The following is a 24,891-nucleotide window of genomic DNA, read 5'->3' as shown; positions in this document are numbered from 1 at the left end:
AAAATCGCAGAATTCTGGATATAAAAAATGCCCGCATAAGCGAGCATTTTATCTTCAAGTCGTAAGACTGAATTAGAAGTCGTAACGTAGACCTAGAGCTAGCTCGTCTTCAGAATCGATCTTCGTTGCTTTGTAGTTAGCAGAAGTCGTTGAGCCCATAGCATCGCCAGCATCAATTAGGTTGAAGTTGTACGATACGTAACCACGGAAGTTAGGCTTGAAGTAGTAAGACGCGTCAACTGCGAAGTTGTTTGCAGAAGTTTCGTTGTTAGTTTCTGCGTTGTTGTACGTCGTTGTGAACACTGTTTGACCTAGAGTGTAAGCACCTGCTAGTTCGTAACCAGTGTAATCTACAGTTTTCTTGAATGTTGCTTCTTTTTCACCGTCAGTGAATAGACCTGCAAAGTATAGGTCGTTCATTGTGTAAGAAGCAGCAAGCATGTATTCGTTAGCGTCAGATTGATCCGCGTAACCAGCACCTAGGTCAAGACCAGTGTCGCCTAGAGTGTAGATAGCAGATAGAGAGTAGCCATCTTCGCCGTTGTCAGTGTATTCAGTACCAGCTTTGTTTTCTACGCGGTCAGCGAAACGGTAGCTAGCTTTAACTGCTAGGTTTTCGAATTGACCTTTGTAAGACAGCATGTTGTCTGAACGGTCAGCTGCAGCTAGTTTGTCAGCAGCAGAGTTACCAGCGTACGCCATGATATCTGTGAAGTCAGTGATAACGCCTAGCGCACCGTCGTTTTTACCGTAAGTAACTTCACCGAATGCACCGCCTAGACCAGCGTATGCGTAACGAGTGTCAAGGTTACTGCTGTCTTTATTTACGTCGCTATCAACACCACCTTGTTCGTTAGTAGTGAATTCACCTTCCCAGAAACCAACACCGTATAGGTTGTCGTTGATTGCTTGTGTGCCAAGGAAGTTTAGACGGATACGAGAGTTGTCCGCTACGTCGCCATCTTTCATAGATAGACGTGCTTCAGCACGACCGCCCATTTCTAGAGAAGTGCCGTCTTGGTTGTAAAGTTCAGCTGCGTTAACGCCAGTTGCCATAGCTGCTGCAGATACAGAAAGAGCAATTAGAGTCTTTTTCATCTTATTTGTCCTAGTTAGCTGTCCATAATCATTGTTTTATGGGGGAGAGGTTATCTCTCACAAGCTATTGTTGTTCGTATAGTTTCATTCGCGGCAAATGCCCACACTCGAAAAAGCCATAACGAAATAACTTGCCGGACATGTTTTACTGCTAAAGTTTCCTTATGAGTTAGTAAAATGATATAAATCCAACTAATGAACACTGTTCAATTGGTTGTTATTTCATCTTAAAGTTTTGTTTTTAAATGATTATATCTTGCCTAACATTGGTCTGACATTGATTTGTTTTTATCTTTTTTGATGTTTTTAGTGTAATGAACAGTGTTGTTTTTCAATAAATTGCGATGATGCGTAAATCTAAAAACGATTGATGGCGTGGTATTAACCACACAACTGAGTCGCGAAATCGAATTAAGGTGATTTCACACCCTAGTTTGTTTAAACTAACCAAAACAGAATCTTTGAACGTACTACCCAGTCCCTATGATTGGGTGGGATTTTTTTGTCCAAAGACACCTTTGGCCTTGAGGTTATATAATGGAAAAAGTTCCAATGACACTACGTGGCGAACAGTTGCTACGTACAGAACTCGATCGTCTACTAAAGCTTCGCCCGCAAATTTCAGAAGCAATCGCAGAAGCGCGTGAACTAGGCGACTTGAAGGAAAACGCAGAATACCACGCCGCTCGTGAAGAGCAGGGGATCTGTGAAGCACAAATTCGTGACATTGAATACAAGCTATCTGTTGCTCAAGTCATTGACGTAACAACGATGGACAACACTGGTAAGGTGATTTTTGGTTCAACCGTTACTCTGATTGACTGTGATACAGAAGAAGAGAAAACCTACCAAATCGTGGGTGATGACGAAGCAGATATTAAAGCGGGTCGTATTTCGATTAGCTCGCCAATTGCTCGTGGCTTGATCGGTAAAATGGAAGGTGACGAAGTTGTTATTCAAACTCCTGGCGGAGCGAAAGACTTCGAAATCGACAGCGTTGAGTACATCTAACTTCGTGTTCTAACGGTTAGTTGAAATAAACTCTAGATGCAAAAAAGGTCGCCCATGGCGACCTTTTCTTCTTCCGCTGCGCAAGCAGATATTACTTACGTGGGATTTCGATTTTACGCTCTTCAGACTGGCGGTATAGCACAAGTACCTTACCGATTGTCTGAACTTTTTCAGCGCCCGTCTCACGTACGATAGCGTCGATGATCAGCTGTTTTGTCTCACGGTCTTCTGATGCAACTTTAATTTTGATCAGTTCGTGGTGGTCAAGAGCGATTTCAATTTCTGCTAGCACGGCTTCTGTAAGTCCATTTGCGCCCATTAGCACAACAGGTTTTAAACTGTGAGCCAGGCCTTTTAGGTGCTGCTTTTGTTTGGTGCTTAGGTTCATTACGCGGCCAATTTTCTTTAAAATAAGGGTTGAAAAAAGCTATTTTAACGCCATCTATTGCTGAAGACTATAATTTATTGAGTAATAGGTTGAGCCTATTAAAACAATAGCTCCTAATTACGCCTTGTTGGGATTAAGATGAGTAAACAAAAACATTCGGCTAGTTCTGGTCGTTGGTTGAAAGAACACTTTGACGATAAATATGCGAACGAAGCTCGTAAAAAAGGCTATCGTTCTCGTGCTTACTTCAAAATTGAAGAGATCCAAACAAAAGATAAATTGTTGAAATCTGGGATGACAGTCGTCGATTTAGGCGCCGCTCCAGGTGGATGGTCTCAATATGCTGCTAAGATAATAGGTGAAGAAGGTCAAATCATCGCATGTGACTTATTACCTATGGATCCAATCGCTGGTGTAAGCTTTTTGCAAGGTGACTTTCGTGACGAGGCGGTTTTAGACGCTCTATTGGAAAGAATCCAACCTTCGATGGTGGACGTAGTAATGTCTGATATGGCTCCAAACATCGCTGGTAACAATTCCGTAGATCAGCCACGAGCTATGTATTTAGTTGAATTGGCTTTAGATATGTGTCGACAAGTTCTAGCACCTAATGGTAGCTTTGTCGTAAAGGTTTTCCAGGGTGAAGGCTTCGATCAATTTGTGAAAGAAGTCCGAGACATGTTTAAAGTCGTAAAAATCAGAAAACCAGACTCATCGCGAGCTCGCTCACGAGAAGTCTTTGTTGTAGCCACTGGTTACAAAGGTTAACTATTTCGCTCGTTTAGAGCATGGTTAACACTATAGCTACAGCTAATAAACTGTAGTACCCTACCTTTAATTACAATTAGTTATCGAGAGGCTGACACCTTGAGTGACATGGCAAAAAATTTAATTCTGTGGCTTGTTATCGCTGTCGTGTTGATGTCGGTATTCCAGAGCTTTGGCCCTGGAGAGAGCAATGGCAGAACCGTGGATTACACCACGTTTGTACAGGAAGTTGGCCAAGGCCAGATTCAAGAAGCAACTTTTAAAGACGGTGAAATTAGTTTTGTTCGTCGTGGCGGCGGTGCCAAAATGGTCACTTACATGCCTGTGTACGATCAAAAGCTTCTAGATGACCTAATTAACCAAAACGTGAAAGTGCAAGGTACGCCTCCTGAAGAGCAAAGCTTACTTGGCACAATCTTCATTTCTTGGTTCCCTATGATCTTACTGATTGGTGTGTGGATTTTCTTCATGCGTCAAATGCAAGGCGGCGGCGGTAAAGGCGCCATGTCTTTCGGTAAGAGCAAAGCTCGTATGATGAGCGAAGAGCAGATCAAGACGACTTTTGCGGATGTCGCAGGTTGTGATGAAGCAAAAGAAGACGTTAAAGAACTGGTTGACTACCTACGCGATCCAAGCCGATTCCAAAAATTGGGCGGTAAGATCCCGACAGGTGTACTTATGGTTGGTCCTCCAGGTACTGGTAAAACGCTTCTAGCGAAAGCCATTGCTGGTGAAGCAAAAGTGCCTTTCTTTACTATCTCTGGTTCTGACTTCGTAGAAATGTTTGTTGGTGTTGGTGCGTCTCGTGTGCGTGACATGTTCGAACAAGCGAAGAAAGCGGCACCTTGTATCATCTTTATCGATGAGATTGATGCAGTAGGTCGTCAGCGTGGTGCTGGTGTAGGTGGTGGTCACGATGAACGTGAACAAACCCTAAACCAAATGCTCGTTGAAATGGATGGTTTCGAAGGTAACGAAGGTATCATTGTTATCGCAGCGACTAACCGTCCAGACGTGTTGGACCCAGCACTACTGCGTCCTGGTCGCTTTGACCGTCAAGTTGTTGTTGGTCTTCCAGACGTACGTGGTCGTGAACAGATTCTTAAAGTACACATGCGCAAAGTACCTCTAGCAGGTGACGTAGAGCCTTCTCTAATCGCACGTGGTACACCTGGCTTCTCTGGTGCTGACTTAGCAAACCTAGTAAACGAAGCAGCCCTATTTGCTGCGCGTGGTAACAAGCGCAACGTTTCTATGGTTGAATTTGAACTAGCGAAAGACAAAATCATGATGGGTGCAGAGCGCCGTTCAATGGTGATGTCTGAAGAAGTAAAAGAGTCAACAGCTTACCACGAAGCAGGTCACGCGATTGTTGGTCGCCTAGTACCAGAACATGACCCTGTGTATAAAGTCTCTATCATTCCACGTGGTCGTGCGCTTGGTGTGACTATGTACCTACCAGAGCAAGACCGTGTGAGCATGTCTCGCCAACACCTAGAATCTATGGTTTCTAGTTTGTACGGTGGTCGTCTTGCTGAAGAGCTAATCTACGGTGCTGATAAAGTATCGACGGGTGCATCGAACGATATCGAGCGTGCAACTGATATTGCTCGTAAGATGGTGACGCAATGGGGCTTCTCTGAAAAACTTGGTCCGCTTCTATATGCGGAAGAAGAAGGTGAAGTGTTCCTAGGACGTAGCGTGACACAGACTAAACATATGTCTGATGACACAGCGAAGCTAATCGATGATGAAGTTCGTAAGATCATCGACCGCAACTACGACCGTGCGAAGCAAATTCTGGAAGACAACATGGACATCATGCATGCGATGAAAGATGCGCTAATGAAGTATGAAACCATTGATGCTGGCCAGATTGATGACCTGATGGAGCGTAAGACTGAGATTCGTGAACCTGCTGGTTGGGGTGATAAGCCTGCAAACAAACCAGAAGATAATGATAAGCCTCAGGCTAAACCTGAAGTGAAAGCGGAAGAGAAAGAGAAACCAGTTGAACCGACTAAACCGGTAGAGCAACCAACGTCTCAAGAAGCGACTTCAAGTGAAGCTCCAGAAAAGAAAGACTCTGAATAAAGAGTAGCGTTAATAAAAAACCCCGAGTTAGGCTCGGGGTTTTTGTTTCTGTTGTGATTATTAAAGCTATGATTATTAAAGCAAACAACAAATCTCTCGACCTTTCCCACCCGCATGTTATGGCGATCCTCAATGTCACTCCAGACTCGTTTTCTGATGGTGGTAAATTCAACTCGTTAGAGCGTGCACTTGCTCAAGTCGAAAAAATGATTGCTGCTGGCGTTAGCATTATTGATGTTGGCGGGGAGTCTACGCGTCCAGGGGCTCCAGATGTTGCATTAGAAGATGAGTTGCAGCGTGTGGTCCCTGTAATCAAAGCGATTCGCGCAAAACATGATGTGTGGATTTCTATTGATACCAGTAAAGCGGAAGTCATGCGTCAAGCTATTGAAGCTGGGGCAGACTTGATTAACGATGTGCGTGCTCTCCAAGAGCCGGGGGCGTTAGAAGTTGCCGCGAAAGCAAACCTTCCTATTTGCTTGATGCATATGAAAGGTCAACCGCGCACTATGCAGACTAATCCTCAATACGATGATCTGATGGATGATGTCTCTGCATTTCTTCAAGAACGCATTGCTGCCTGTGAGTCTGTGGGCATCGATAAGTCTCAACTTATTCTTGATCCAGGTTTTGGCTTTGGCAAAACCATTGAACACAATTATCATATGCTGGCACACCTCGATAAGTTTCATGAATTCGGTCTGCCAATTTTGGCCGGTATGTCACGTAAATCAATGATCTTTAAATTGTTGGAAAAACCAGCAGCAGAATGCGCAAATGCTAGCGTTGTCTGCGCGACAATTGCTGCGATGAAAGGTGCGCAGATCATTCGAGTACATGACTTTGAAGAAACCATTGAGGCAATGAAAGTTGTTGAGATGACGAACAATAATATCTAAAAGAATTAAGGAAATTTTATGTCTGATAAAAGACGTTATTTTGGTACTGACGGTGTACGCGGGAAAGTAGGACAATACCCAATTACTCCGGACTTTGTACTAAAGCTTGGCTGGGCGGCTGGTCGTGTACTAGCAAAACAAGGCACTAAGAAAGTTATCATCGGTAAAGATACCCGTATTTCAGGTTACATGCTTGAGTCTGCACTTGAAGCTGGTCTTGCTGCGGCAGGTCTAAAGGCTACCTTTACTGGTCCGATGCCAACGCCAGCAGTTGCATACCTAACACAAACTTTCCGAGCGGAAGCTGGTATCGTTATTTCAGCGTCACATAACCCATACTACGATAATGGCATTAAGTTCTTCTCATCTGAGGGTACTAAACTTCCTGATGACATCGAACTGGCTATTGAAGCTGAGCTAGATAAAGATATCGAATGTGTAGAGTCTGCTGAACTTGGTAAAGCAACTCGCCTTAATGACGCCGCGGGTCGTTATATTGAATTTTGTAAGAGCACCTTCCCGTCAGAACTTAGCCTAGCAAACCTTAAGATCGTTGTTGACTGTGCACATGGTGCGACTTACCACATCGCTCCTAACGTATTCAAAGAGTTAGGTGCAGAAGTGATTGCTATGGGTGTTGAGCCAAACGGCACTAACATCAATGCAGAAGTCGGTGCGACAGACGTTCGTGCCCTACAAAAGCGTGTTGTGGAAGAGCAAGCTCACCTTGGTCTTGCATTCGATGGTGATGGCGACCGCATCATGATGGTTGACCATTTGGGCAACAAGATTGACGGCGACCAAATTGCCTACATTATCGCTCGTGATGCTCTGCGTCGTGGCGAACTAAAAGGCGGTGTTGTTGGTACGCTAATGACCAACCTAGGTATGGAAAATGGTCTAAAACAACTGGGTATCCCATTTGTTCGTGCCGCAGTTGGTGACCGTTACGTGATGGAGCAACTACTTGCTAAAGGCTGGAAGATTGGCGCTGAAAACTCAGGTCACGTTATCTTACTAGACAAAGTCACTACGGGTGATGCAATTGTTGCTGCACTGCAAGTTCTTGCTTCTGTAGTTGGCAGTGATATGACACTACACGACTTGTCACAAGGCATGACGCTTTATCCTCAGGTACTAGAAAACGTGCGTTTTGCAGGTCAAAGCAACCCACTTGAAGCGCAGGTTGTACTAGACTCAGTAGCGGAAGTGGAAGCTGAGCTTGGTGACAAAGGTCGCGTATTACTACGTAAATCTGGTACAGAGCCTCTAATCCGAGTCATGGTAGAAGGTGAAGATGCTGAACTTGTACAAAGCTCTGCGCTTAAGATTGCAGAAGCTGTAAAAGCAAGTTGTTAATCATTGCTTTAACCTGTTTTGCGAGAGAAAAGGGCATCTTTTGCCCTTTTTTTGAGCGCTTAATGCGTTAGTGGTGACTTTTTACTAATTTTCCCTTGTCAGCGTTACTGGCTTTCGCTAGTATTGCTCCGCCTCCCGTTAGGAGGTCGCTAGCCTTGTTCATAAATAAACACGATTGTTTTTGAACGGCGCTGGCTCAACAATTTGGAACATAGGTGGAAAAAAATGTTTTCAGTTCTACTTGTGATTTACCTGTTGGCGGCGCTTGGTGTGATTGGCCTTGTGTTGATTCAACAAGGTAAAGGCGCAGATATGGGAGCCTCGTTCGGTGCAGGTGCTTCAAACACAGTGTTTGGTGCAAGCGGCTCAGGTAATTTCTTAACCCGAACAACTGCTATTTTAGCAACCGTATTTTTTATCGTTAGCTTGCTACTTGGTCGTATGTCTACGCACAAGACTGAGTCACAATGGGTAGACCCAACACTAGGTCAACCAGTTGTAGAACAAGTTAAAGATGCAGCAAGTGAAGTTCCAGCACCAGCAGGTGATGAGATTCCACAATAAGCTGTAAAGGTTTATGTAGCCGAGATGGTGAAATTGGTAGACACGCTAGCATGAGGTGCTAGTGCCTTAGGTGTGAGGGTTCGAGTCCCTCTCTCGGCACCATGAATTTACAAACTTGTAAATCACTTGTGTGAGCGTATAATGCTCATCAAGTCGGACGCGGGGTGGAGCAGCTTGGTAGCTCGTCGGGCTCATAACCCGAAGGTCGTCGGTTCAAATCCGGCCCCCGCAACCAATCTCTTCTTTCAGTTGGAAAGGATGATTCGATTGGCAAGTTTGCACAGTGCTAACCACACTGTGAGTTAAGAAAAGCATTTCTTGGCTATTCTTAACGTATCAGGGTCCAGCAGCATAAAACCCCGACTTTCGGGGTTTTTTGTTATCTGAGTTTTTGTAAATGAACTCAGATACTGCTTGGTTTTTTGATTGGGCTCTGAGCCCTTTTTTTGTTTCTGGAGTGGTTCAAATGACTGGTTTAGAAAGACAACTTACTGAAATGCTTGAAGCTCCAGTAGAGGCATCAGGCTACGAGTTGGTTGGATTAGAATTTATTCGTGCGGGTGCGCACTCAACGTTACGCATCTACATCGACCATGAAAATGGTATCAACGTAGATGCTTGTGCAGAAGTAAGCCATCAGGTTAGCGCAGTACTAGACGTTGAAGATCCAATTTCTGTTGCTTACAGCCTAGAAGTTTCTTCTCCAGGCTTAGAAAGACCACTTTTCAAAGCAGCACATTACGAGCAATTTATTGGTCACGAGGTCAGCATCGTATTGAAAATGGCTGTTGCAAACCGTCGTAAGTGGAAAGGTACTATCCACAGCGTAGATGGTGAGACAATCGCAGTTACTTGTGAAGGGCAACAAGAAGAGTTTGCTCTAAGTAATATTTCAAAAGCTAACCTGATCCCTAAATTTTAGTTCCCTAAAAAATTTGAAGCTTAGAGGCTAAATACAATGAGTAAAGAAATTTTAGCGGTAGCAGAAGCGGTATCGAACGAAAAAGCGGTACCTCGTGAGCGTATCTTTGAAGCTCTTGAGATTGCTCTAGCGACTTCTACAAAGAAAAAATACGAAATCGAAATCGATGTACGTGTAGCTATCGACCGTAAAACAGGTGAGTTTGAAACATTCCGCCGTTGGTTGGTTGTAGAAGACGTTGAAAACCCAACAAAAGAAATCTCTCTAGAAGCTGCACAATACGAAGATGCAGACATTCAACTAGGTGATTTCGTAGAAGACGATATCCCGTCAGTTACATTCGACCGTATTACGACTCAAACTGCTAAGCAAGTTATCGTACAAAAAGTACGTGAAGCAGAGCGTGCACAAATCGTAGAACAGTTCATCGACAACGAAGGTGATCTGATCACTGGTGTTGTTAAAAAAGTGAACCGCGATACAGTTGTACTTGATCTAGGTAACAACGCTGAAGCGGTAATCCTACGTGATGACCAACTTCCTCGTGAAAACTTCCGTCCAGGTGACCGTGTTCGTGGTCTTCTGTACAAAGTTGCTCCTGAAGCGCGTGGTTTCCAACTGTTCATCACTCGCTCTAAGCCAGAAATGTTGGCTGAGCTATTCCGCGTAGAAGTGCCAGAAATCGCTGAAGAAATCATCGAACTGAAAGGCGCTGCACGTGATCCAGGTTCTCGCGCTAAGATCGCTGTTAAAACAAATGACAAACGTATCGACCCTGTAGGTGCGTGTGTTGGTATGCGCGGTGCTCGTGTTCAAGCAGTATCTGGCGAACTTGGTGGTGAGCGTATTGATATCGTTCTTTGGGACGATAACCCAGCTCAATTCGTTATCAACGCAATGGCTCCTGCTGACGTTGCTTCTATCATCGTTGATGAAGATGCTCACTCAATGGACATCGCTGTTGAAGCGGACAACCTAGCGCAAGCTATCGGTCGTAACGGTCAGAACGTACGTCTAGCGTCTCAACTAACTGGTTGGGAACTGAACGTAATGACTGTGGCAGATCTTCAGAAGAAACACGCTGAAGAGTCTCAAGCGTCTATCGAAAACTTCATGAAGTACCTAGACATTGAAGAAGACTTCGCTCAATTGCTTGTTGAAGAAGGTTTCTCAACACTAGAAGAAGTTGCGTACGTTCCTGTTAACGAACTACTAGAAGTTGATGGTCTGAACGAAGAGCTTGTAGAAGAGCTTCGTAGCCGTGCGAAAGACGCACTAACGACAATCGCTCTAGCACAAGAAGAGTCATTCGAAGGTCTAGAGCCTGCTGAAGATCTGCTAGGTCTTGAAGGTCTAGAGCGCGAAATGGCGTTTAAACTGGCAGCTAAAGGCGTGGCAACACTAGAAGACCTAGCTGACCAAGGTATCGACGATTTAGAAGGTATTGAAGGCCTGACAGAAGAGCGTGCAGGCGAGCTTATCATGGCTGCACGTAACATCTGTTGGTTCGGCGAAGAAGCATAATATCAGCAAGGAGGAAGCGGCATGACACAATTAACAGTTAAAGCTCTGAGTGAAGAGATTGGTACTCCAGTCGACCGCTTAATGGAACAACTTGCTGACGCTGGCATGAACAAAGCGAGTTCTGACCATGTATCGGATGAGGAGAAGCAGAAGCTTCTCTCTCACCTGAAGAAAGAGCACGGCGATAAGTCGGGCGAATCTGAACCTACTAGACTGACGCTTCAACGTAAGACTCGTAGCACGCTAAGTGTTGCAGCAGGTGGCGGCAAAAGTAAGGATGTTCAAGTAGAAGTGCGTAAGAAGCGCACATATGTGAAGCGCAGCACTATCGAAGACGACGCAAAACGTGAGGCTGAGGAAGCAGCAAAACGTGAAGCTGAAGAGCTTGCGAAGCGTGAGGCTGAAGAACAAGCCAAACGTGAAGCTGCAGAGAAAGCACAGCGCGAAGCCGATGAGAAAGCGAAACGTGAAGCGGATGCAAAACGTGAAGCTGAAGAAAAGGCAAAACGCGCACAAGCTGATAAGGCTAAGAAAGAAATGAATGCAAAAAATGCGGATGCTAATGCGCAAGCTAAGAAAGAAGCTGATGAGCTAAAAGCACGTCAGGAACAAGAGGCTCAACGTAAAGCAGAGCAAGAAGCTGCAAAACTCGTTGAAGAAGCTCGTAAGCTTGCAGAAGAGAACGAAGCTCGTTGGTCTGAAGAAGAGACTAAGAAGAAAGAGCTAGAGAACTCTGACTACCACGTAACTACTTCTCGTTACGCACGTGAAGCTGAAGATGCAGCTGACCGTCAACAAGAAGGCGGTGCACGTCGTAAGAAGAAGAAACCAGCTGGCAAAGAAGAACAATCACGCGGTGGTCGTAACCAACGTGGTGGCAAGGGCCGTAACAAAGGCAAACTTGCTAAACCAACTTCTATGCAACACGGTTTCGACAAGTCTGCGACTGTAGCGAAACAAGATGTAGTAATTGGTGAGACAATCGTTCTTTCTGAACTTGCTAACAAGATGTCGGTTAAAGCGACAGAAGTTATCAAAGTAATGATGAAGATGGGCGCTATGGCGACTATCAACCAAGTGATCGACCAAGAAACAGCACAACTTGTTGCTGAAGAAATGGGTCACAAGGTAGTTCTTCGTAAAGAGAACGAACTGGAAGAAGCAGTACTATCTGATCGTGATACAAACGCAGAAGCAGTACCTCGTGCTCCAGTTGTAACAATCATGGGTCACGTTGACCACGGAAAAACGTCAACACTTGACTACATCCGTCGTACTCACGTTGCTTCAGGCGAAGCGGGCGGTATCACGCAGCACATCGGTGCTTACCACGTTGAAACTGATAACGGCATGATCACGTTCCTTGATACTCCTGGACACGCGGCGTTTACCGCTATGCGTGCTCGTGGTGCTCAAGCGACAGATATCGTTGTTCTTGTAGTAGCAGCAGACGATGGCGTGATGCCACAAACAGTTGAAGCGATCCAGCACGCGAAAGCGGCAGGCGTTCCTCTGATTGTTGCTGTGAACAAGATCGATAAAGAAGACGCGAACCCAGACAACGTTAAGAATGAGCTAGCTCAATACGACGTAATCCCTGAGGAATGGGGTGGTGAGAACATGTTCGTTCACATCTCTGCTAAACAGGGTACAAATATCGACGGTCTTCTAGAAGCAATCCTTCTTCAGTCTGAAGTTCTAGAGCTTACAGCTGTAGCAGAAGGCATGGCGTCTGGTGTTGTTGTTGAATCTCGTCTAGATAAAGGTCGTGGTCCAGTAGCAACTGTACTTGTTCAATCAGGTACGCTAAACAAAGGCGACATCGTTCTTTGTGGTCAAGAATACGGCCGTGTTCGTGCAATGCGTGACGAACTAGGTAAAGAAATCACAGAAGCTGGTCCATCTATCCCTGTAGAGATCCTAGGTCTTTCAGGCGTACCATCTTCAGGTGACGAAGCAACAGTAGTACGTGACGAGCGTAAAGCACGTGAAGTAGCGAACTACCGTGCTGGTAAGTTCCGTGAAGTGAAACTTGCTCGTCAGCAGAAATCTAAACTAGAGAACATGTTCTCTAACATGACTGCTGGTGAAGTTGCTGAGCTAAACGTAGTTCTTAAAGCAGACGTACAAGGTTCTGTGGAAGCGATTGCTGACTCACTACTGAAACTGTCTACTGACGAAGTGAAAGTAAACATCGTTGGTTCTGGTGTTGGTGGTATTACAGAAACTGATGCAGTTCTTGCAGAAGCTTCTAACGCAATCATCCTTGGCTTTAACGTACGTGCTGACGCATCTGCTCGTCGTGCGATTGAAGCAGCAAGCGTTGATCTACGTTACTACTCAATCATTTACCAATTGATTGACGAAGTTAAACAAGCAATGGGCGGTATGCTTGCTCCAGAATTCAAGCAAGAAATCATTGGTCTTGCTGAAGTACGTGACGTATTTAAGTCACCGAAACTGGGCGCAATCGCTGGTTGTATGGTTACTGAAGGTCTAATTAAGCGTAACAACCCAATCCGCGTTCTACGCGACAACGTTGTTATCTACGAAGGTGAGCTAGAATCACTTCGTCGCTTTAAAGATGACGTTCAAGAAGTTAAGAATGGCTACGAGTGTGGTATCGGCGTTAAGAACTACAACGACGTTCGCGTGGGCGACCAGATCGAAGTATTCGAAATCGTTGAAGTAAAACGTACTCTAGACTAATTGACTAAAATTACTAACCGTCTGAAAGACAAATAGTAATTGGTTGTTGAATACACCATGGGGGGCTGGCTTGACCATCCCCCCATTCTTTCTATCTAAGAGAATGAATATGTCAAAAGAATTTAGCCGCACGCAGCGCGTATCACAGCAGCTGCAAAAAGAACTAGCGATGATCCTTCAACGCGAAGTTCGTGACTCTCGCCTAGGCATGGTTACGATTTCAGATGTAGAAGTATCACGAGATCTTGCTTACGCAAAAGTATTCGTTACTTTCCTATGCGTGGGTGAGCAGACGCCAGAATCATGCCTAGCAGCGCTACGTGAGCACGAAGTGCACATCCGAATGATGCTAGGTAAGCGTATTCGCCTACGTCTAACGCCTGAAATCCGTTTCTACTACGATAACACGCTAGTAGAAGGTATGCGCATGTCGAACCTAGTTTCTGAAGTTGTGAGCGAAGATAAACGCAAACAACAAGATTCTGGTCGCGAAGAAGATCAGGCAGGGGAAGAGTAATGGCTCGTCGTCGTAAAGGTCGTCCAATTAATGGCGTTATCTTGTTGGATAAACCAACAGGTATTTCTTCAAATGATGCACTGCAAAAAGTAAAGCGTATCTACTTTGCTGAGAAAGCGGGTCATACGGGTGCATTGGACCCATTAGCGACGGGCATGTTGCCAATCTGCTTAGGCGAAGCAACCAAGTTTTCTCAGTTCTTGTTGGATTCAGACAAGCGCTACCGTGTAATCGCAAAACTGGGTGAGCGCACTGATACGTCTGACTCTGATGGCGAAGTGGTAGAGACACGTCCTATTGATGTGAATCTGGAGAAGCTAGAAGCGTGCATTGATACGTTCCGTGGTGAATCAGACCAAGTACCTTCAATGTTCTCAGCATTGAAATACCAAGGCAAGCCGTTGTACGAGTACGCTCGCAAAGGCATTGAAGTACCACGTGAATCTCGCAAGATCACGGTATATGAAATCGTACTTCACCGTTTTGAAGGTGATGAAGTTGAGATGGAAGTGCACTGCTCAAAAGGTACTTACATCCGTACAATTGTTGATGACCTAGGTGAGATGCTTGGTTGTGGCGCACACGTGACTATGCTTCGTCGTACTGGTGTTGCTAAATACCCGTACGAAAAAATGGTGACGCTAGAGCAACTTAATGAGCTGCTTGAGCAAGCGCATCGTGATGAAGTGGCACCAAAAGAGTTGCTTGATCCACTGCTACTGCCAATGGACACTGCCGTTGAAGATTTACCCGAGGTAAACCTAAACGCAGAGCTGACTAACCTAGTACAACACGGTATGCCCGTGCAGGTGTTGGGTGCGCCAGAGGGTACGCCAATTCGTATGACTTCTGGTGAAGAGAAGCTGTTTATCGGTGTAGCAGAAGTTAACGACGATGGAAAAGTAGCACCAAAACGTTTAGTGGTTTTCCGCGACGAAGAGTAACTTCGCAAAGCTTAAAAAATACCGGCATCATTGCCGGTATTTTTATATTGCGCGAGTGAGGAAACTTCCTTATAATTCGCGCTCCTCGTGTCGGCTGAATCAGAGATTGGCTGGCACAAATATTAACCTACTCTTATTAGGAGAGAATTATGTCTCTGAATGCAGAAACTAAAGCAGCAATCGTTGCAGAATACGCACAAGGCGAAGGCGACACTGGTTCACCAGAAGTTCAAGTAGCTCTACTTACAGCTTCTATCAACCACCTACAAGGTCACTTCAAAGCACACAAAGGCGATCACCACAGCCGTCGTGGTCTTCTACGTATGGTTTCTCGTCGTCGTAAGCTTCTAGATTACCTAAAAGGTAAAGATCTAGCTCGCTACCAAGACCTAATCAAGCGTCTAGGCCTACGTCGCTAATAAGCGACTGCATAGCAGTTTGTCTAAAAGGGGCTTTATGCCCCTTTTTTGTTGCCTGTTACTTATTTTGACTGCTATAGCTTAGCCAAATCAGACTTATGCCGTTATACTACACGCGGCTTAATCTCGTTTAGAGATTTTCACTAAGCTCATTGCATTACAGTCAACCTCGTCGACCAAAAGGTCGCGACTATTAAAAGTGAACTGAATACTAAGTTAGTTTGTTTTTACTAGTCGCGATTCGTAATGCCTTGGGTATCAATCAATACTCTCTAAGCAAATCAATCGATGCGCTTGGAAACAAGGAATAACAATGTTCGAAAAACCAGTTGTTAAAACGTTCCAGTACGGTAACCACACAGTTACTCTAGAAACTGGCGTTATCGCACGTCAAGCTACGGCTGCAGTAATGGTTACTATGGACGATACAGCAGTATTCGTTTCTGTAGTTGGTAAAAAAGAAGCGGTTGAAGGTCAAGACTTCTTCCCTCTAACAGTTAACTACCAAGAGCGTACTTACGCAGCAGGTAAAATCCCTGGTGGTTTCTTCAAGCGTGAAGGTCGTCCTTCTGAAGGCGAAACGCTAACGGCTCGTCTAATCGACCGTCCAATCCGTCCTCTATTCCCAGATGCATTCAAAAACGAAGTTCAAGTTATCGCGACAGTAGTATCTGTGAACCCAGACGTTCAACCAGACATTCCAACGATGATTGGTACGTCTGCTGCGCTAGCTATCTCTGGTATCCCGTTCAACGGTCCTATCGGTGCTGCACGTGTTGGTCACATCGACGGTCAGCTAGTACTTAACCCAAGCAACACTGAGCTAGAAGCATCTAAGCTAGACCTAGTTGTTGCGGGTACTGAATCTGCAGTACTAATGGTTGAATCAGAAGCTGACAACCTAACTGAAGAAGAAATGCTATCTGCTGTTGTATTCGGTCACGATCAACAACAAGCGGTAATCAAAGCAATCAACGAATTCAAAGCTGAAGTCGCTACTCCTGCTTGGGATTGGGTTGCACCAGAAGAAAACACAGCGCTTGTAACTAAGATTGCTGAACTTGCTGAAGCTAAACTGGTTGAAGCTTACCAAATCACTGAGAAAATGGCTCGTTACGACCGCATCCACGAGATTGCTGGTGAAGTTAACGAAGTTCTTCTTGCTGAAGATCCAGAAGCAAACACAAAAGAAATCCACACTATCTTCCACGATCTAGAGAAGACAGTTGTACGTCGTAGCATCATCGCTGGTAACCCACGTATTGATGGTCGTGAAAAAGACATGGTTCGTGCGCTAGACGTACGTACTGGTGTTCTTCCACGTACACACGGTTCTTCACTATTTACTCGTGGTGAAACTCAGGCGCTAGTAACTGCGACTCTAGGCACGCAGCGTGATGCTCAAATCATCGACGAACTAACGGGTGAGCGTAAAGATCACTTCCTACTACACTACAACTTCCCTCCGTACTGTGTAGGCGAAACTGGTTTTGTAGGTTCTCCTAAGCGTCGTGAAATCGGTCACGGTAAACTGGCTAAACGCGGTATCGCAGCAGTAATGCCTTCTGTTGATGAGTTCCCATACACAGTACGTGTTGTATCGGAAATCACTGAATCTAACGGTTCATCATCAATGGCTTCTGTATGTGGTACTTCTCTTGCTCTTATGGATGCAGGTGTGCCAATCAAGTCTTCTGTTGCGGGTATCGCAATGGGTCTTGTTAAAGAAGGCGACGACTTCGTTGTTCTTTCAGACATCCTTGGTGACGAAGACCACCTAGGTGACATGGACTTTAAAGTAGCGGGTACTAACACTGGTATCACTGCACTTCAAATGGACATCAAGATCGAAGGTATCACTAAAGAGATCATGCAAATTGCGCTTAACCAAGCTCAAGGCGCACGTAAGCACATCCTATCTGTAATGGATGAAGCTATCTCTGGTGCTCGTGAAGACATCTCTGAATTCGCTCCTCGCATTCACACAATGAAGATCAGCGCAGAGAAGATCAAAGACGTTATCGGTAAAGGTGGTGCAGTTATCCGTGCTCTAACTGAAGAGACTGGTACTACTATCGAAATCGAAGACGACGGTACGATCAAGATTGCAGCAACTGAAGGTGCAGCAGCGAAAGAAGCTATCCGCCGCATCGAAGAGATCACTGCTGAAGTTGAAGTAGGCCGTATCTACACTGGTAAAGTTGCACGTCTAGCTGACTTTGGTGCATTCGTAACGGTTCTTCCTGGTAAAGATGGTCTAGTACACATCTCTCAAATCGCTGAAAAACGCGTTGAGAAAGTGTCTGACTACCTAACTGAAGGTCAAGAAGTTCAAGTTAAAGTTCTTGAAATCGACCGTCAAGGTCGCGTACGTCTAAGCATGAAAGAAGCAGTAGAGAAGCCAGCAGAAGAAGCGTCTGACGCATCTGAAGCTAAAGGCGAGTAATCTAAGATTCGACTTTTGGTCTTTTATTAGCTTAAGAGCCTGAAAGCATGCTATAAAAGGGGAGCATTTTCGCTCCCCTTTTTTTTGGCCTGTTTCGTCAAGTTTAGCCTCAAGTGAAGTTAAATATCCTATAGTGCATAAAGAGAAACAGACCCAGAGCGGTCCAAACAGGAGTACCAATTAGTGAAATGGTTTCAAACCGCAAGTTTATGTGTCGCTATCGCGCTGACCGGTTGTGCTAACACCTCTCAACAATCGGCACAAAAGTGGATCTATCCTCCGATGGCGGTACCGCTACAACCAAGCGTGCAACAAGAAGTCCAGATTGCTCGTCTTTCTCAGTTATTACAACGTCCAGATTTGAGTGACGAAGTTCGCGCTAAGATGCATTACGAGCGCGGTAACTACTACGACAGCGTTGGTTTGCGTGATCTTGCCCGTTTGGATTTTAATCAGTCTTTGCAACTTAACCCTGCTCAACCAGATATCTTTAACCTACTAGGGGTGTATTTCACTCAAGTTGGTGAGTTTGATGCGGCTTACGAAGCATTTGATTCGACATTAGAGCTTGCACCAGAGAATTCATACGCAGAGCGTAACCGCGCGATTGCGCTTTACTATGGTGGTCGTATCGATCTGGCTTTAGAAGACATGACCAAGCATTACCAAGAAATGCCGAGCGACCCATTCCGCGCGTTATGGTTGTACATCATCGAAGCAGAACAAAATCCAGAGCAAGCGAAAGCGAACCTAGAAAAGCGTTACCAACGCGATCGCAGTGAAGAGTGGGGCTGGGTTCTAGTTGCCATCATGTTGCGTGATGTATCTGATGACGCAGCGTTAAAAGCCATCATGGATGGTACGCGTGAAAACTACCGTCTTGCTGAGCGTCTAACAGAAACTTACTTCTACCTTGGTAAGCGTTACCAACTAGAAGGTGATATTGCTGACGCGATTTCATTGTACAAGCTAGCAATCTCTTTCAACGTTTATGAATACGTAGAGCACCGTTACTCCTTCTTGGAACTGGCGCAAATCTACGATCAGTTGCAGCAAGAACAACTTGCTAAGCTCAAAGCTGAGCAACAGAAGCAAGAAGAAAAATAGCCATTAGCCGCTCAACTAGAGCGGCTTTTTTGTGCTTGAAGAATTTGGTGAGCTTCTCTAAAATAGTTAGCCTTGCTAACTAAATGGGCGAAACGTAATGGCATTAGAAAAGAGCCTGATCGATTTAGAACGCTTTTGTGCAAAGGCGTGGCGAGTGTATGCCAAAGAAGATCCGCTTTCGCACCTGAGCTTTAATGAGTTTGATTACTTGCGAGTGATCCAGCTTCACCCAGAAGGTATACGCATTACTGACTTGGCGGAAGAGCTTCAAGTTACCAAGCCTTCGGCTTCAAACATGGTGGTTCGTTTGGAGAGAAAGGGCTTGGTGAAGCGTATTGCTTGTAATGAAGATGCTCGTTCTAAGCGCGTGCTGCTAACAGAAGAAGTGATCGAAGAAATGTCATTGGAACAGGTGGTATATAAAGACATTTCACAGCAGCTTATGTGTAAGTTGGATGCGAAAGAAGCACAGCAATTGAAAGCGCTATTAGATAAAGCGCTCGGAAACTAAACCTATTTTTTATTCTTTTATCTATTTAGTTAGCCTTGCTAACTATTGGTGGTAGTCATGCAAAACTCTATTTATAAACAGTTTTGGAAATACACAATTCCGACCGTCGCAGCCATGCTGGTCAACGGTTTATACCAAGTCGTTGATGGTATCTTTATTGGTCGTTATGTAGGTGCTGATGGATTAGCGGGGATCAACGTTGCGTGGCCGATCATTGGCTCGATACTCGGTATCGGTATGATGGTGGGCGTGGGTACGGGCGCTCTAGCCTCTATCAAGCAGGGGGAAAAAGACCGTGAGGGCGCGAAACGCATCCTTTCTACTGGTTTATTGCTTTTAGTTGCTTTGATGCCAGTTGTTGCAACAACATTGTTCTTCTTCGCCGATGATTTTATTCGCTGGCAAGGTGCGGAAGGTCGTGTTTATGAGCTTGGTTTGCAGTATCTGCACATCTTAAGCGTCGCGTGTGTGTTCTCGCTTGGGTCAATTGCGGTGCCGTTCTTGTTGCGCAATGACGATAGCCCGAATTTAGCCACCATTTTGATGGTGATTGGTGCTGTCATCAATATCGTGCTCGATTATATCTTTATCGCTTGGCTTGGCTGGGAGCTTAAAGGAGCGGCAATCGCAACTGCGTTAGCGCAGATGGTGGTGACGATTCTTGGTGTTGGTTACTTCTTTACTGCAAGAGCGAAGATGCGCCTGTCGACTGGCGATCTGAAAATGCAGTTTGATGTCATCCCTAAGATTGTCATGATCGGCACATCGAGCTTCTTTATGTATGCCTATGGCTCAATGATGGTGGCACTGCACAATGCGCTATTTGCCCAATACGGCAGTGCATTGCTTATTGGCGCTTACGCTATCTTGGGCTACATAGTGACGGTTTACTATTTGATTGCGGAAGGCATTGCCAATGGTATGCAACCTCTAGTGAGCTACAACCATGGTGCGCGTAATCAAGACAATATTCGTAAGCTGTTGAAGGTTGCAATGGGGACTTCGGTGCTAGGTGGGGTTGCGTTTGTTATTCTGATGAACATTTTCCCATACGAGTTTGTGTCCGTGTTTAACAACGCCGACCAACATCTTATTGATGCGACGGTGGTGGGGATTCGTCTCCATATGTTTGCGCTGTTCTTAGATGGCTTCTTGGTGGTTGCCGCAGCGTACTACCAATCGGTGAACAAAGGCAGCAAAGCGATGTTCGTGACCATTGGTAATATGGTGATTCAATTGCCGTTCTTATTCATTATGCCAAAGCTATTCGGTGTTACTGGTATCTGGATTGCGTTCCCATTATCTAACATAGCTTTGAGCTTAGTGGTGATGACAATGCTGTGGCGCGATATTAAGAAGCTAATGAACGAGAGCTCTGTAGAGCCAAGTATTCAAGCGTCTTAACGACGAATAAAAATAAAAAAGCGAGGTTATAACCTCGCTTTTTTATTGCTTTGAAGCCCGTGAGAAAGAGTTAGATGTTCTTCACTTCCAGACCCGCAAGCTGATGCCAATAACCGTTACATTGGCGGTCTTGGATCTTGCCTGGGTTAGTACCTTTCTCATTGGAACGGAACTGATCCAGTTCAGAGAAGGTGCTAAGACCAAGTGGGCTCAAACGTACCACGTCAACCAGACCTTCCATGCTTGGCAGATCGTTGATCAGGTTGTAGCAGTAACCAGACTGAGTTTGGATACCGTTTAGGTTAAATACTTCCTGACCCTCTTGGCTGCTTACTTTAATGCCCGTTGGGTACTTAATACAGCAGGTTTCGCAGTCATCTTTGGCTTTGTTTTCTGCACGAGCTGTAAAGCAGCGCGCCGAGTAAGCCAGAGGCAGATAACCATGGCTGAAGACTTCTACTTCAAACTTATTACGAATACCAAGTTCATCACATTGAACCAGAGTGTTGCTGAGCCATTCGCGTGATAGTTCTACTGGCATGCACCAGCGGATCATGCCTTGTTTTAGAAACAAGTTAAGCGTGTGAGCGTTGTAAGTATTAACCGCAGGACCAACGACGAAAGGCACTTTATGCTCAGAAGCCAGTTGAACCGCGGACACGTCATTGGCTTCAATCGCGAAGTCACCGTTGTCGATGTACTTCTTCATGATGTTCACTTCACTTGGCGCTTCTAATAGTGCCATCGTTGATAGCACGACTTGTTTGCCAGATGCAGAGAGTTCTTTCGCGATATCGAACCAATGTGCAGGCTTCATTTCACGACGTTTCGAACATACGGTTTCACCAAGGTAGATGATGTCCGCAGAGCTTGATTTTGCTTGTTCATAAAACGCTTCAACATCTTGCTTTGGCCAGAAGTACAACAGTGGACCAAGCGCGTATTTCATTGAGTTATCCATCTTAACCTCTACTGCCATTTACGGTGGTAAGCACCAAGGGTGGTTTGCGTGCCTTCAGACACGTTTGCCAACGCTGCATCCCAAGCAGCTTCTACTTGGTAAGCTTCTGGGTTTGCTTGGTAGCGATCAATCGCTGCACGCCACGTGCGCGTTACTTGTTCTACGTACGCAGGACTCCGTTGGCGACCTTCAATTTTTACTGAAGCGACATTAGCGGCAAATAGCTCTGGCAGCATCGACAGGGTGTTCAAACTGGTTGGTTCTTCCAGTGCGTGATAACGTTTTTTCTCGCCTTCAATTTCAGCTTCAAAACGACCTTTACATAAGGTTGGGTAGCCCGCGTTTTCACCTGCGCTGTAGCGATCGATCAGAATGTCGTTAAGACGAGACTCCAGACCATTCTCAGTCTCTTGCCAGCGGACGTATTTTGCTGGAGAACATGCACCAACGGTGTTTGGTGATTCACCTGTCATGTATGACGATAGGTAGCAACGACCTTCTGACATAATACACAGGCTACCAAAAGCAAAGACTTCTAGCTCGACATCACTGGTGATATTGCGAGAAAGCTGTTTTACCTGATGGATAGACAGTACGCGAGGCAGTACTACGCGTTTTACGTTGAAGTTTTGTTTGTAGAAATCAACGGCTGCAACGTTGGTTGCTGAAGCTTGCACAGAAAGGTGCAGCTCGAGCTCTGGGTATTTGCGAGCAGCGTACTCAAGTACCGCAATGTCAGCCACGATCAGTGCATCGACACCCAGTGCTGCTGCATTGTCGACAGCGTTTGTCCAACGTTCGAAACCATTTGGATGGGCAAAGGTGTTGAGTGCAACGTGGATCTTTTTGTTGCGGTCATGAACGTATTGCACCGCTTTTTCTAGCTTCTTGCCGTTGAAGTTCAGACCAGCAAAGTGACGAGCGTTGGTATCGTCTTTAAAGCCGATGTATACGGCATCTGCACCGCAATCAATCGCAGTTTTTAACGCAGGCAGGTTACCCGCAGGACACAAGAGTTCCATATGCTCACAATCATAGAGAATAAAAAGGTGCCCGCATTTTATGAAGAATTATGAATAGCGAAATTGACCTAAGTTAGGTTTAGCTCAATAAAGTTGAGATTTACCCCTTGAGAGTAAGGGGTAACACTCAGATTTTGTTGCAGTTGAGATCAGTTCTTATGACGGCGGTTTTGCGCAAACAACTCTTCTACTTCGTGTTTAGGTTGAGGACGGTAGAAATGGAAGCCCTGAATCGAGTTACATTGCAGGTTCGATAGCAGTGTTGCTTGCTGGTGGGTTTCTACACCTTCGGCAACAACGGTCAAATCTAATGATTTACCAAGATTGATGATGTTCTCAATCACCGTCACCTGTTTCGGTAGTGTATCGATGTCGTTGATAAACGCACGGTCGATTTTTAATTCATCGATAGGGAAGCGTGCTAAGTAGGAAAGGGAAGAGTAACCAGTACCGAAATCATCGATAGACAGCGCAAAACCAAGCTTCTTGATCGCATTAAGCATTTGCAAAGTGTGTTCGCTATCGCTCATTACCGCACTTTCGGTGAGCTCAAAGGTAATGCAGCTTGGGTCAAGTTCAGTAGTGCGCAGTAACTTCTCCATATAGTCGATCAGTTGTGGGTTACCGAACTGCTCTGGAGAAAGGTTGATCGCCACGCGTCCCGGTAGAATGCCTTGCAGTTTCCAACGTTTTACTGTGTTAAACACATCGCGCATGACCACGCGACCAAGGTGTTCAATTAAGCCTGCACGCTCGGCGACAGGGATAAATGCGCCCGGGCTGATGTAGCCTTCGACTGGGTGCTTCCAACGTACAAGCGCTTCGGCGCCGTTAATGCTGAAGTCACGCGCGTTAACCTTCGGCTGGTACCAGACTTCCAACCCGTTTTGCTGCAAGGCTTTCTGCAGTTCAATTTCTAGCCATAAACGCATGCGCGCTTCTTTGTTCATCTGATCGTTGAATTTAATCAGACGGTTCCGACCGCGATCTTTCGCTTCATACATTGCTGTGTCAGCATTTTGCAGCAGAATGCGTGCATCTTGCCCATCTTCTGGGTAACGCACACTACCGATAGAGCATGCAAGGCGTTTACTGAAGTGATGGAGATCGAAAGGTTGGTTAATCAGAGAAATAATGCGCTCAGAGAGAATCTCCGCCATGCGAGTGTTTTCTGGCTCAGGCAGAATGATGCCAAACTCATCGCCGCCCAAGTGCCCAATGATGGCTTGATTAGGTAAAGATCGTTTTAAGCGGGCGGAGACTTCTTGAATCACTTTGTCACCGATGTGGTGACCAAGTGAGTCGTTAATGTTCTTAAAGTTATCGATGTCGAGGTAGAAAACCAGCAACGGTGTCTGGCTCTTTATAAGTTGCTCTAATCGTTTCGTAAAGCCAAAGCGGTTATACAGCTTGGTCAGTGAATCGATGTGTGCATCTTCATTGGAATTAGAAGAGAGCAGCTTGGGCGCGTCATCGGCATCTTGGATCAAAATGATTTGAGATTCACTCCCAAGAATTGCCGTGGTATCAGCATGCAACTGAACTTTCCGTTCGAAGCCACAGCGGGCGCTGGTCAGACACACAAAAGGTTTTTCAGAAAGTAATGTGCTGATGCGATGGGTGAAGACTTTTTTGCTGTTTTCATCGATAAACAAGCGAGTCAGCTCTTCACCAAGTAGCTCATGAGGCGAGTTCAACCCGAGTAAACGTGCGGAGGCTGGGTTGGCAGAGATGATGATGTCATCTTCTACCAATAACAACCCGTCAGGCAGTAATTGGGTTAATTTGGCGAACTTACTTTCTGACTCTTCTAAAGAACGAACCAGAATTTGTTTCTCAGACGTATCGATGGCGTGGAAGACCACGAAGCGGATTTCATTTTCTTCATGAACTGGAGAAAGGCTAAAGTGAAGGCTGGTTTCAAGGTCCGTTTCGTCAAGCGTGATTTCCGCTTCAACATGATCGCCTTTGAACGCGCGTTGGTAGTAGGGCGCGAGCTTCTTATAGAACTGCTCTCCCAGTACTTGGCTGTCGTTCAGACCAACGATGTCGTCGTGTCCTAAGCCTGCAATGTCACAATAGCGATCACTTACCATTCGATAATTGTGTTTCTTATCAAGAATGGCAAAAAAGAATGGGCTATTTGAGGTAAGCGTTGCAAACCAATGTTGTAATTGCTGGGAAGGCATTAAGGTGTTACCGATCTCCAATGAGCCTGATTATT

Annotated in this window: 21 protein-coding genes and 2 tRNA genes; 18 read left to right on the top strand and 5 right to left on the bottom strand. The window is 45.4% G+C overall.

Annotated elements, in window-relative coordinates; genetic code table 11:
- Nucleotides 1–72: 72 nt before the first annotated feature.
- On the bottom strand, nt 73–1,098 hold the full coding sequence (locus MHO32_RS04110) for a porin (RefSeq protein WP_017189156.1): 1,026 nt from the start codon (nt 1,096–1,098) through the stop codon (nt 73–75).
- A gap of 537 nt (nt 1,099–1,635) precedes the next feature.
- Between MHO32_RS04110 and greA the strand changes: the two genes are divergently transcribed.
- Nucleotides 1,636–2,109 carry a transcription elongation factor GreA gene (gene greA, locus MHO32_RS04105; RefSeq protein WP_005439449.1) on the top strand — a complete coding sequence of 158 codons (474 nt, stop codon included), beginning with the start codon at nt 1,636–1,638 and terminating at the stop codon, nt 2,107–2,109.
- Nucleotides 2,110–2,200: 91 nt separating this feature from the next.
- Here greA and yhbY read toward each other — a convergent pair whose 3' ends face one another.
- Nucleotides 2,201–2,497, bottom strand: a complete 297-nt coding sequence (yhbY, locus tag MHO32_RS04100; RefSeq protein WP_005425257.1) for a ribosome assembly RNA-binding protein YhbY — start codon at nt 2,495–2,497, stop codon at nt 2,201–2,203.
- Between the two features lie 138 nt (nt 2,498–2,635).
- On the opposite strand from yhbY, the gene rlmE reads away from it, so the two are divergent.
- From rlmE to vmrA, 17 genes are all read left to right on the top strand, one after another.
- Nucleotides 2,636–3,265 (top strand): 23S rRNA (uridine(2552)-2'-O)-methyltransferase RlmE, encoded by a 630-nt coding sequence (gene rlmE, locus MHO32_RS04095; protein WP_005439450.1) that lies wholly within the window; start codon nt 2,636–2,638, stop codon nt 3,263–3,265.
- Between the two features lie 108 nt (nt 3,266–3,373).
- A complete protein-coding gene (ftsH, locus tag MHO32_RS04090; protein WP_239210707.1) occupies nt 3,374–5,359 on the top strand; it encodes an ATP-dependent zinc metalloprotease FtsH in 1,986 nt (661 codons plus the stop codon).
- 68 nt (nt 5,360–5,427) lie between these two features.
- A complete protein-coding gene (gene folP / locus MHO32_RS04085) occupies nt 5,428–6,258 on the top strand; it encodes a dihydropteroate synthase (protein WP_029790371.1) in 831 nt (276 codons plus the stop codon).
- A gap of 18 nt (nt 6,259–6,276) precedes the next feature.
- Nucleotides 6,277–7,617: a phosphoglucosamine mutase gene (gene glmM, locus MHO32_RS04080; protein WP_005449157.1), complete on the top strand. Its 1,341-nt coding sequence runs from the start codon at nt 6,277–6,279 to the stop codon at nt 7,615–7,617.
- Between the two features lie 225 nt (nt 7,618–7,842).
- Nucleotides 7,843–8,181: a preprotein translocase subunit SecG gene (gene secG / locus MHO32_RS04075; RefSeq protein ID WP_005449155.1), complete on the top strand. Its 339-nt coding sequence runs from the start codon at nt 7,843–7,845 to the stop codon at nt 8,179–8,181.
- 18 nt (nt 8,182–8,199) lie between these two features.
- A tRNA-Leu gene (locus tag MHO32_RS04070) sits at nt 8,200–8,283 on the top strand.
- Nucleotides 8,284–8,339: 56 nt separating this feature from the next.
- A tRNA-Met gene (locus MHO32_RS04065) sits at nt 8,340–8,416 on the top strand.
- 231 nt (nt 8,417–8,647) lie between these two features.
- A complete protein-coding gene (gene rimP, locus MHO32_RS04060; protein WP_029790374.1) occupies nt 8,648–9,103 on the top strand; it encodes a ribosome maturation factor RimP in 456 nt (151 codons plus the stop codon).
- Nucleotides 9,104–9,139: 36 nt separating this feature from the next.
- Entirely contained in the window at nt 9,140–10,627 is a 1,488-nt protein-coding gene (gene nusA / locus MHO32_RS04055) for a transcription termination factor NusA (RefSeq protein WP_005449151.1), read from the top strand.
- A 21-nt stretch (nt 10,628–10,648) separates the two neighbouring features.
- On the top strand, nt 10,649–13,336 hold the full coding sequence (gene infB / locus MHO32_RS04050; protein WP_005449149.1) for a translation initiation factor IF-2: 2,688 nt from the start codon (nt 10,649–10,651) through the stop codon (nt 13,334–13,336).
- 109 nt (nt 13,337–13,445) lie between these two features.
- On the top strand, nt 13,446–13,853 hold the full coding sequence (gene rbfA / locus MHO32_RS04045; protein ID WP_005449148.1) for a 30S ribosome-binding factor RbfA: 408 nt from the start codon (nt 13,446–13,448) through the stop codon (nt 13,851–13,853).
- Complete coding sequence (gene truB / locus MHO32_RS04040) at nt 13,853–14,797, top strand: tRNA pseudouridine(55) synthase TruB (RefSeq protein WP_005449147.1); 945 nt, start codon at nt 13,853–13,855, stop codon at nt 14,795–14,797. Before rbfA ends, truB begins: the two co-directional genes overlap by 1 nt.
- A 149-nt stretch (nt 14,798–14,946) precedes the next feature.
- A complete protein-coding gene (rpsO, locus tag MHO32_RS04035; protein ID WP_005449146.1) occupies nt 14,947–15,216 on the top strand; it encodes a 30S ribosomal protein S15 in 270 nt (89 codons plus the stop codon).
- Between the two features lie 313 nt (nt 15,217–15,529).
- Nucleotides 15,530–17,662 carry a polyribonucleotide nucleotidyltransferase gene (gene pnp, locus MHO32_RS04030; protein WP_005449145.1) on the top strand — a complete coding sequence of 711 codons (2,133 nt, stop codon included), beginning with the start codon at nt 15,530–15,532 and terminating at the stop codon, nt 17,660–17,662.
- Between the two features lie 183 nt (nt 17,663–17,845).
- Complete coding sequence (nlpI, locus tag MHO32_RS04025; RefSeq protein ID WP_005449143.1) at nt 17,846–18,769, top strand: lipoprotein NlpI; 924 nt, start codon at nt 17,846–17,848, stop codon at nt 18,767–18,769.
- Nucleotides 18,770–18,866: 97 nt separating this feature from the next.
- Entirely contained in the window at nt 18,867–19,280 is a 414-nt protein-coding gene (locus tag MHO32_RS04020) for a MarR family winged helix-turn-helix transcriptional regulator (protein ID WP_017817698.1), read from the top strand.
- 57 nt (nt 19,281–19,337) lie between these two features.
- Entirely contained in the window at nt 19,338–20,684 is a 1,347-nt protein-coding gene (vmrA, locus tag MHO32_RS04015) for a sodium-coupled multidrug efflux MATE transporter VmrA (RefSeq protein ID WP_009698720.1), read from the top strand.
- Nucleotides 20,685–20,754: 70 nt separating this feature from the next.
- On the opposite strand, the gene MHO32_RS04010 is transcribed toward vmrA, so the two are convergent.
- The 3 genes from MHO32_RS04010 to MHO32_RS04000 all read right to left on the bottom strand — a co-directional run bounded on the left by MHO32_RS04010 (nt 20,755) and on the right by MHO32_RS04000 (nt 24,856).
- Nucleotides 20,755–21,633, bottom strand: a complete 879-nt coding sequence (locus MHO32_RS04010; protein WP_005449138.1) for a U32 family peptidase — start codon at nt 21,631–21,633, stop codon at nt 20,755–20,757.
- Nucleotides 21,634–21,653: 20 nt separating this feature from the next.
- A complete protein-coding gene (gene ubiU, locus MHO32_RS04005) occupies nt 21,654–22,667 on the bottom strand; it encodes a ubiquinone anaerobic biosynthesis protein UbiU (protein WP_005431919.1) in 1,014 nt (337 codons plus the stop codon).
- A gap of 149 nt (nt 22,668–22,816) precedes the next feature.
- Nucleotides 22,817–24,856, bottom strand: a complete 2,040-nt coding sequence (locus MHO32_RS04000; protein WP_005449136.1) for a sensor domain-containing protein — start codon at nt 24,854–24,856, stop codon at nt 22,817–22,819.
- Nucleotides 24,857–24,891 lie beyond the last annotated feature (35 nt).

The organism is Vibrio sp. MMH1-50 (genome assembly GCF_022347645.1).
In the GTDB taxonomy this organism is placed as follows: Bacteria; Pseudomonadota; Gammaproteobacteria; order Enterobacterales; family Vibrionaceae; genus Vibrio; species Vibrio harveyi.
This window is presented reverse-complemented; position numbering and strand designations above follow the sequence as displayed.

Bases quoted from the DNA above. Each gene is read 5' to 3' on its own strand.
- folP (WP_029790371.1), top strand. From the start codon at position 5,428: ATGATTATTAAAGCAAACAACAAATCTCTCGACCTTTCCCACCCGCAT.
- yhbY (WP_005425257.1), bottom strand. From the start codon at position 2,497: ATGAACCTAAGCACCAAACAAAAGCAGCACCTAAAAGGCCTGGCTCAC.
- pnp (WP_005449145.1), top strand. From the start codon at position 15,530: ATGTTCGAAAAACCAGTTGTTAAAACGTTCCAGTACGGTAACCACACA.
- rimP (WP_029790374.1), top strand. From the start codon at position 8,648: ATGACTGGTTTAGAAAGACAACTTACTGAAATGCTTGAAGCTCCAGTA.
- truB (WP_005449147.1), top strand. From the start codon at position 13,853: ATGGCTCGTCGTCGTAAAGGTCGTCCAATTAATGGCGTTATCTTGTTG.
- rlmE (WP_005439450.1), top strand. From the start codon at position 2,636: ATGAGTAAACAAAAACATTCGGCTAGTTCTGGTCGTTGGTTGAAAGAA.
- MHO32_RS04020 (WP_017817698.1), top strand. From the start codon at position 18,867: ATGGCATTAGAAAAGAGCCTGATCGATTTAGAACGCTTTTGTGCAAAG.
- rbfA (WP_005449148.1), top strand. From the start codon at position 13,446: ATGTCAAAAGAATTTAGCCGCACGCAGCGCGTATCACAGCAGCTGCAA.
- ftsH (WP_239210707.1), top strand. From the start codon at position 3,374: ATGGCAAAAAATTTAATTCTGTGGCTTGTTATCGCTGTCGTGTTGATG.
- rpsO (WP_005449146.1), top strand. From the start codon at position 14,947: ATGTCTCTGAATGCAGAAACTAAAGCAGCAATCGTTGCAGAATACGCA.
- vmrA (WP_009698720.1), top strand. From the start codon at position 19,338: ATGCAAAACTCTATTTATAAACAGTTTTGGAAATACACAATTCCGACC.
- nusA (WP_005449151.1), top strand. From the start codon at position 9,140: ATGAGTAAAGAAATTTTAGCGGTAGCAGAAGCGGTATCGAACGAAAAA.
- ubiU (WP_005431919.1), bottom strand. From the start codon at position 22,667: ATGGAACTCTTGTGTCCTGCGGGTAACCTGCCTGCGTTAAAAACTGCG.
- MHO32_RS04000 (WP_005449136.1), bottom strand. From the start codon at position 24,856: ATGCCTTCCCAGCAATTACAACATTGGTTTGCAACGCTTACCTCAAAT.
- MHO32_RS04110 (WP_017189156.1), bottom strand. From the start codon at position 1,098: ATGAAAAAGACTCTAATTGCTCTTTCTGTATCTGCAGCAGCTATGGCA.
- greA (WP_005439449.1), top strand. From the start codon at position 1,636: ATGGAAAAAGTTCCAATGACACTACGTGGCGAACAGTTGCTACGTACA.
- MHO32_RS04010 (WP_005449138.1), bottom strand. From the start codon at position 21,633: ATGAAATACGCGCTTGGTCCACTGTTGTACTTCTGGCCAAAGCAAGAT.
- glmM (WP_005449157.1), top strand. From the start codon at position 6,277: ATGTCTGATAAAAGACGTTATTTTGGTACTGACGGTGTACGCGGGAAA.
- infB (WP_005449149.1), top strand. From the start codon at position 10,649: ATGACACAATTAACAGTTAAAGCTCTGAGTGAAGAGATTGGTACTCCA.
- secG (WP_005449155.1), top strand. From the start codon at position 7,843: ATGTTTTCAGTTCTACTTGTGATTTACCTGTTGGCGGCGCTTGGTGTG.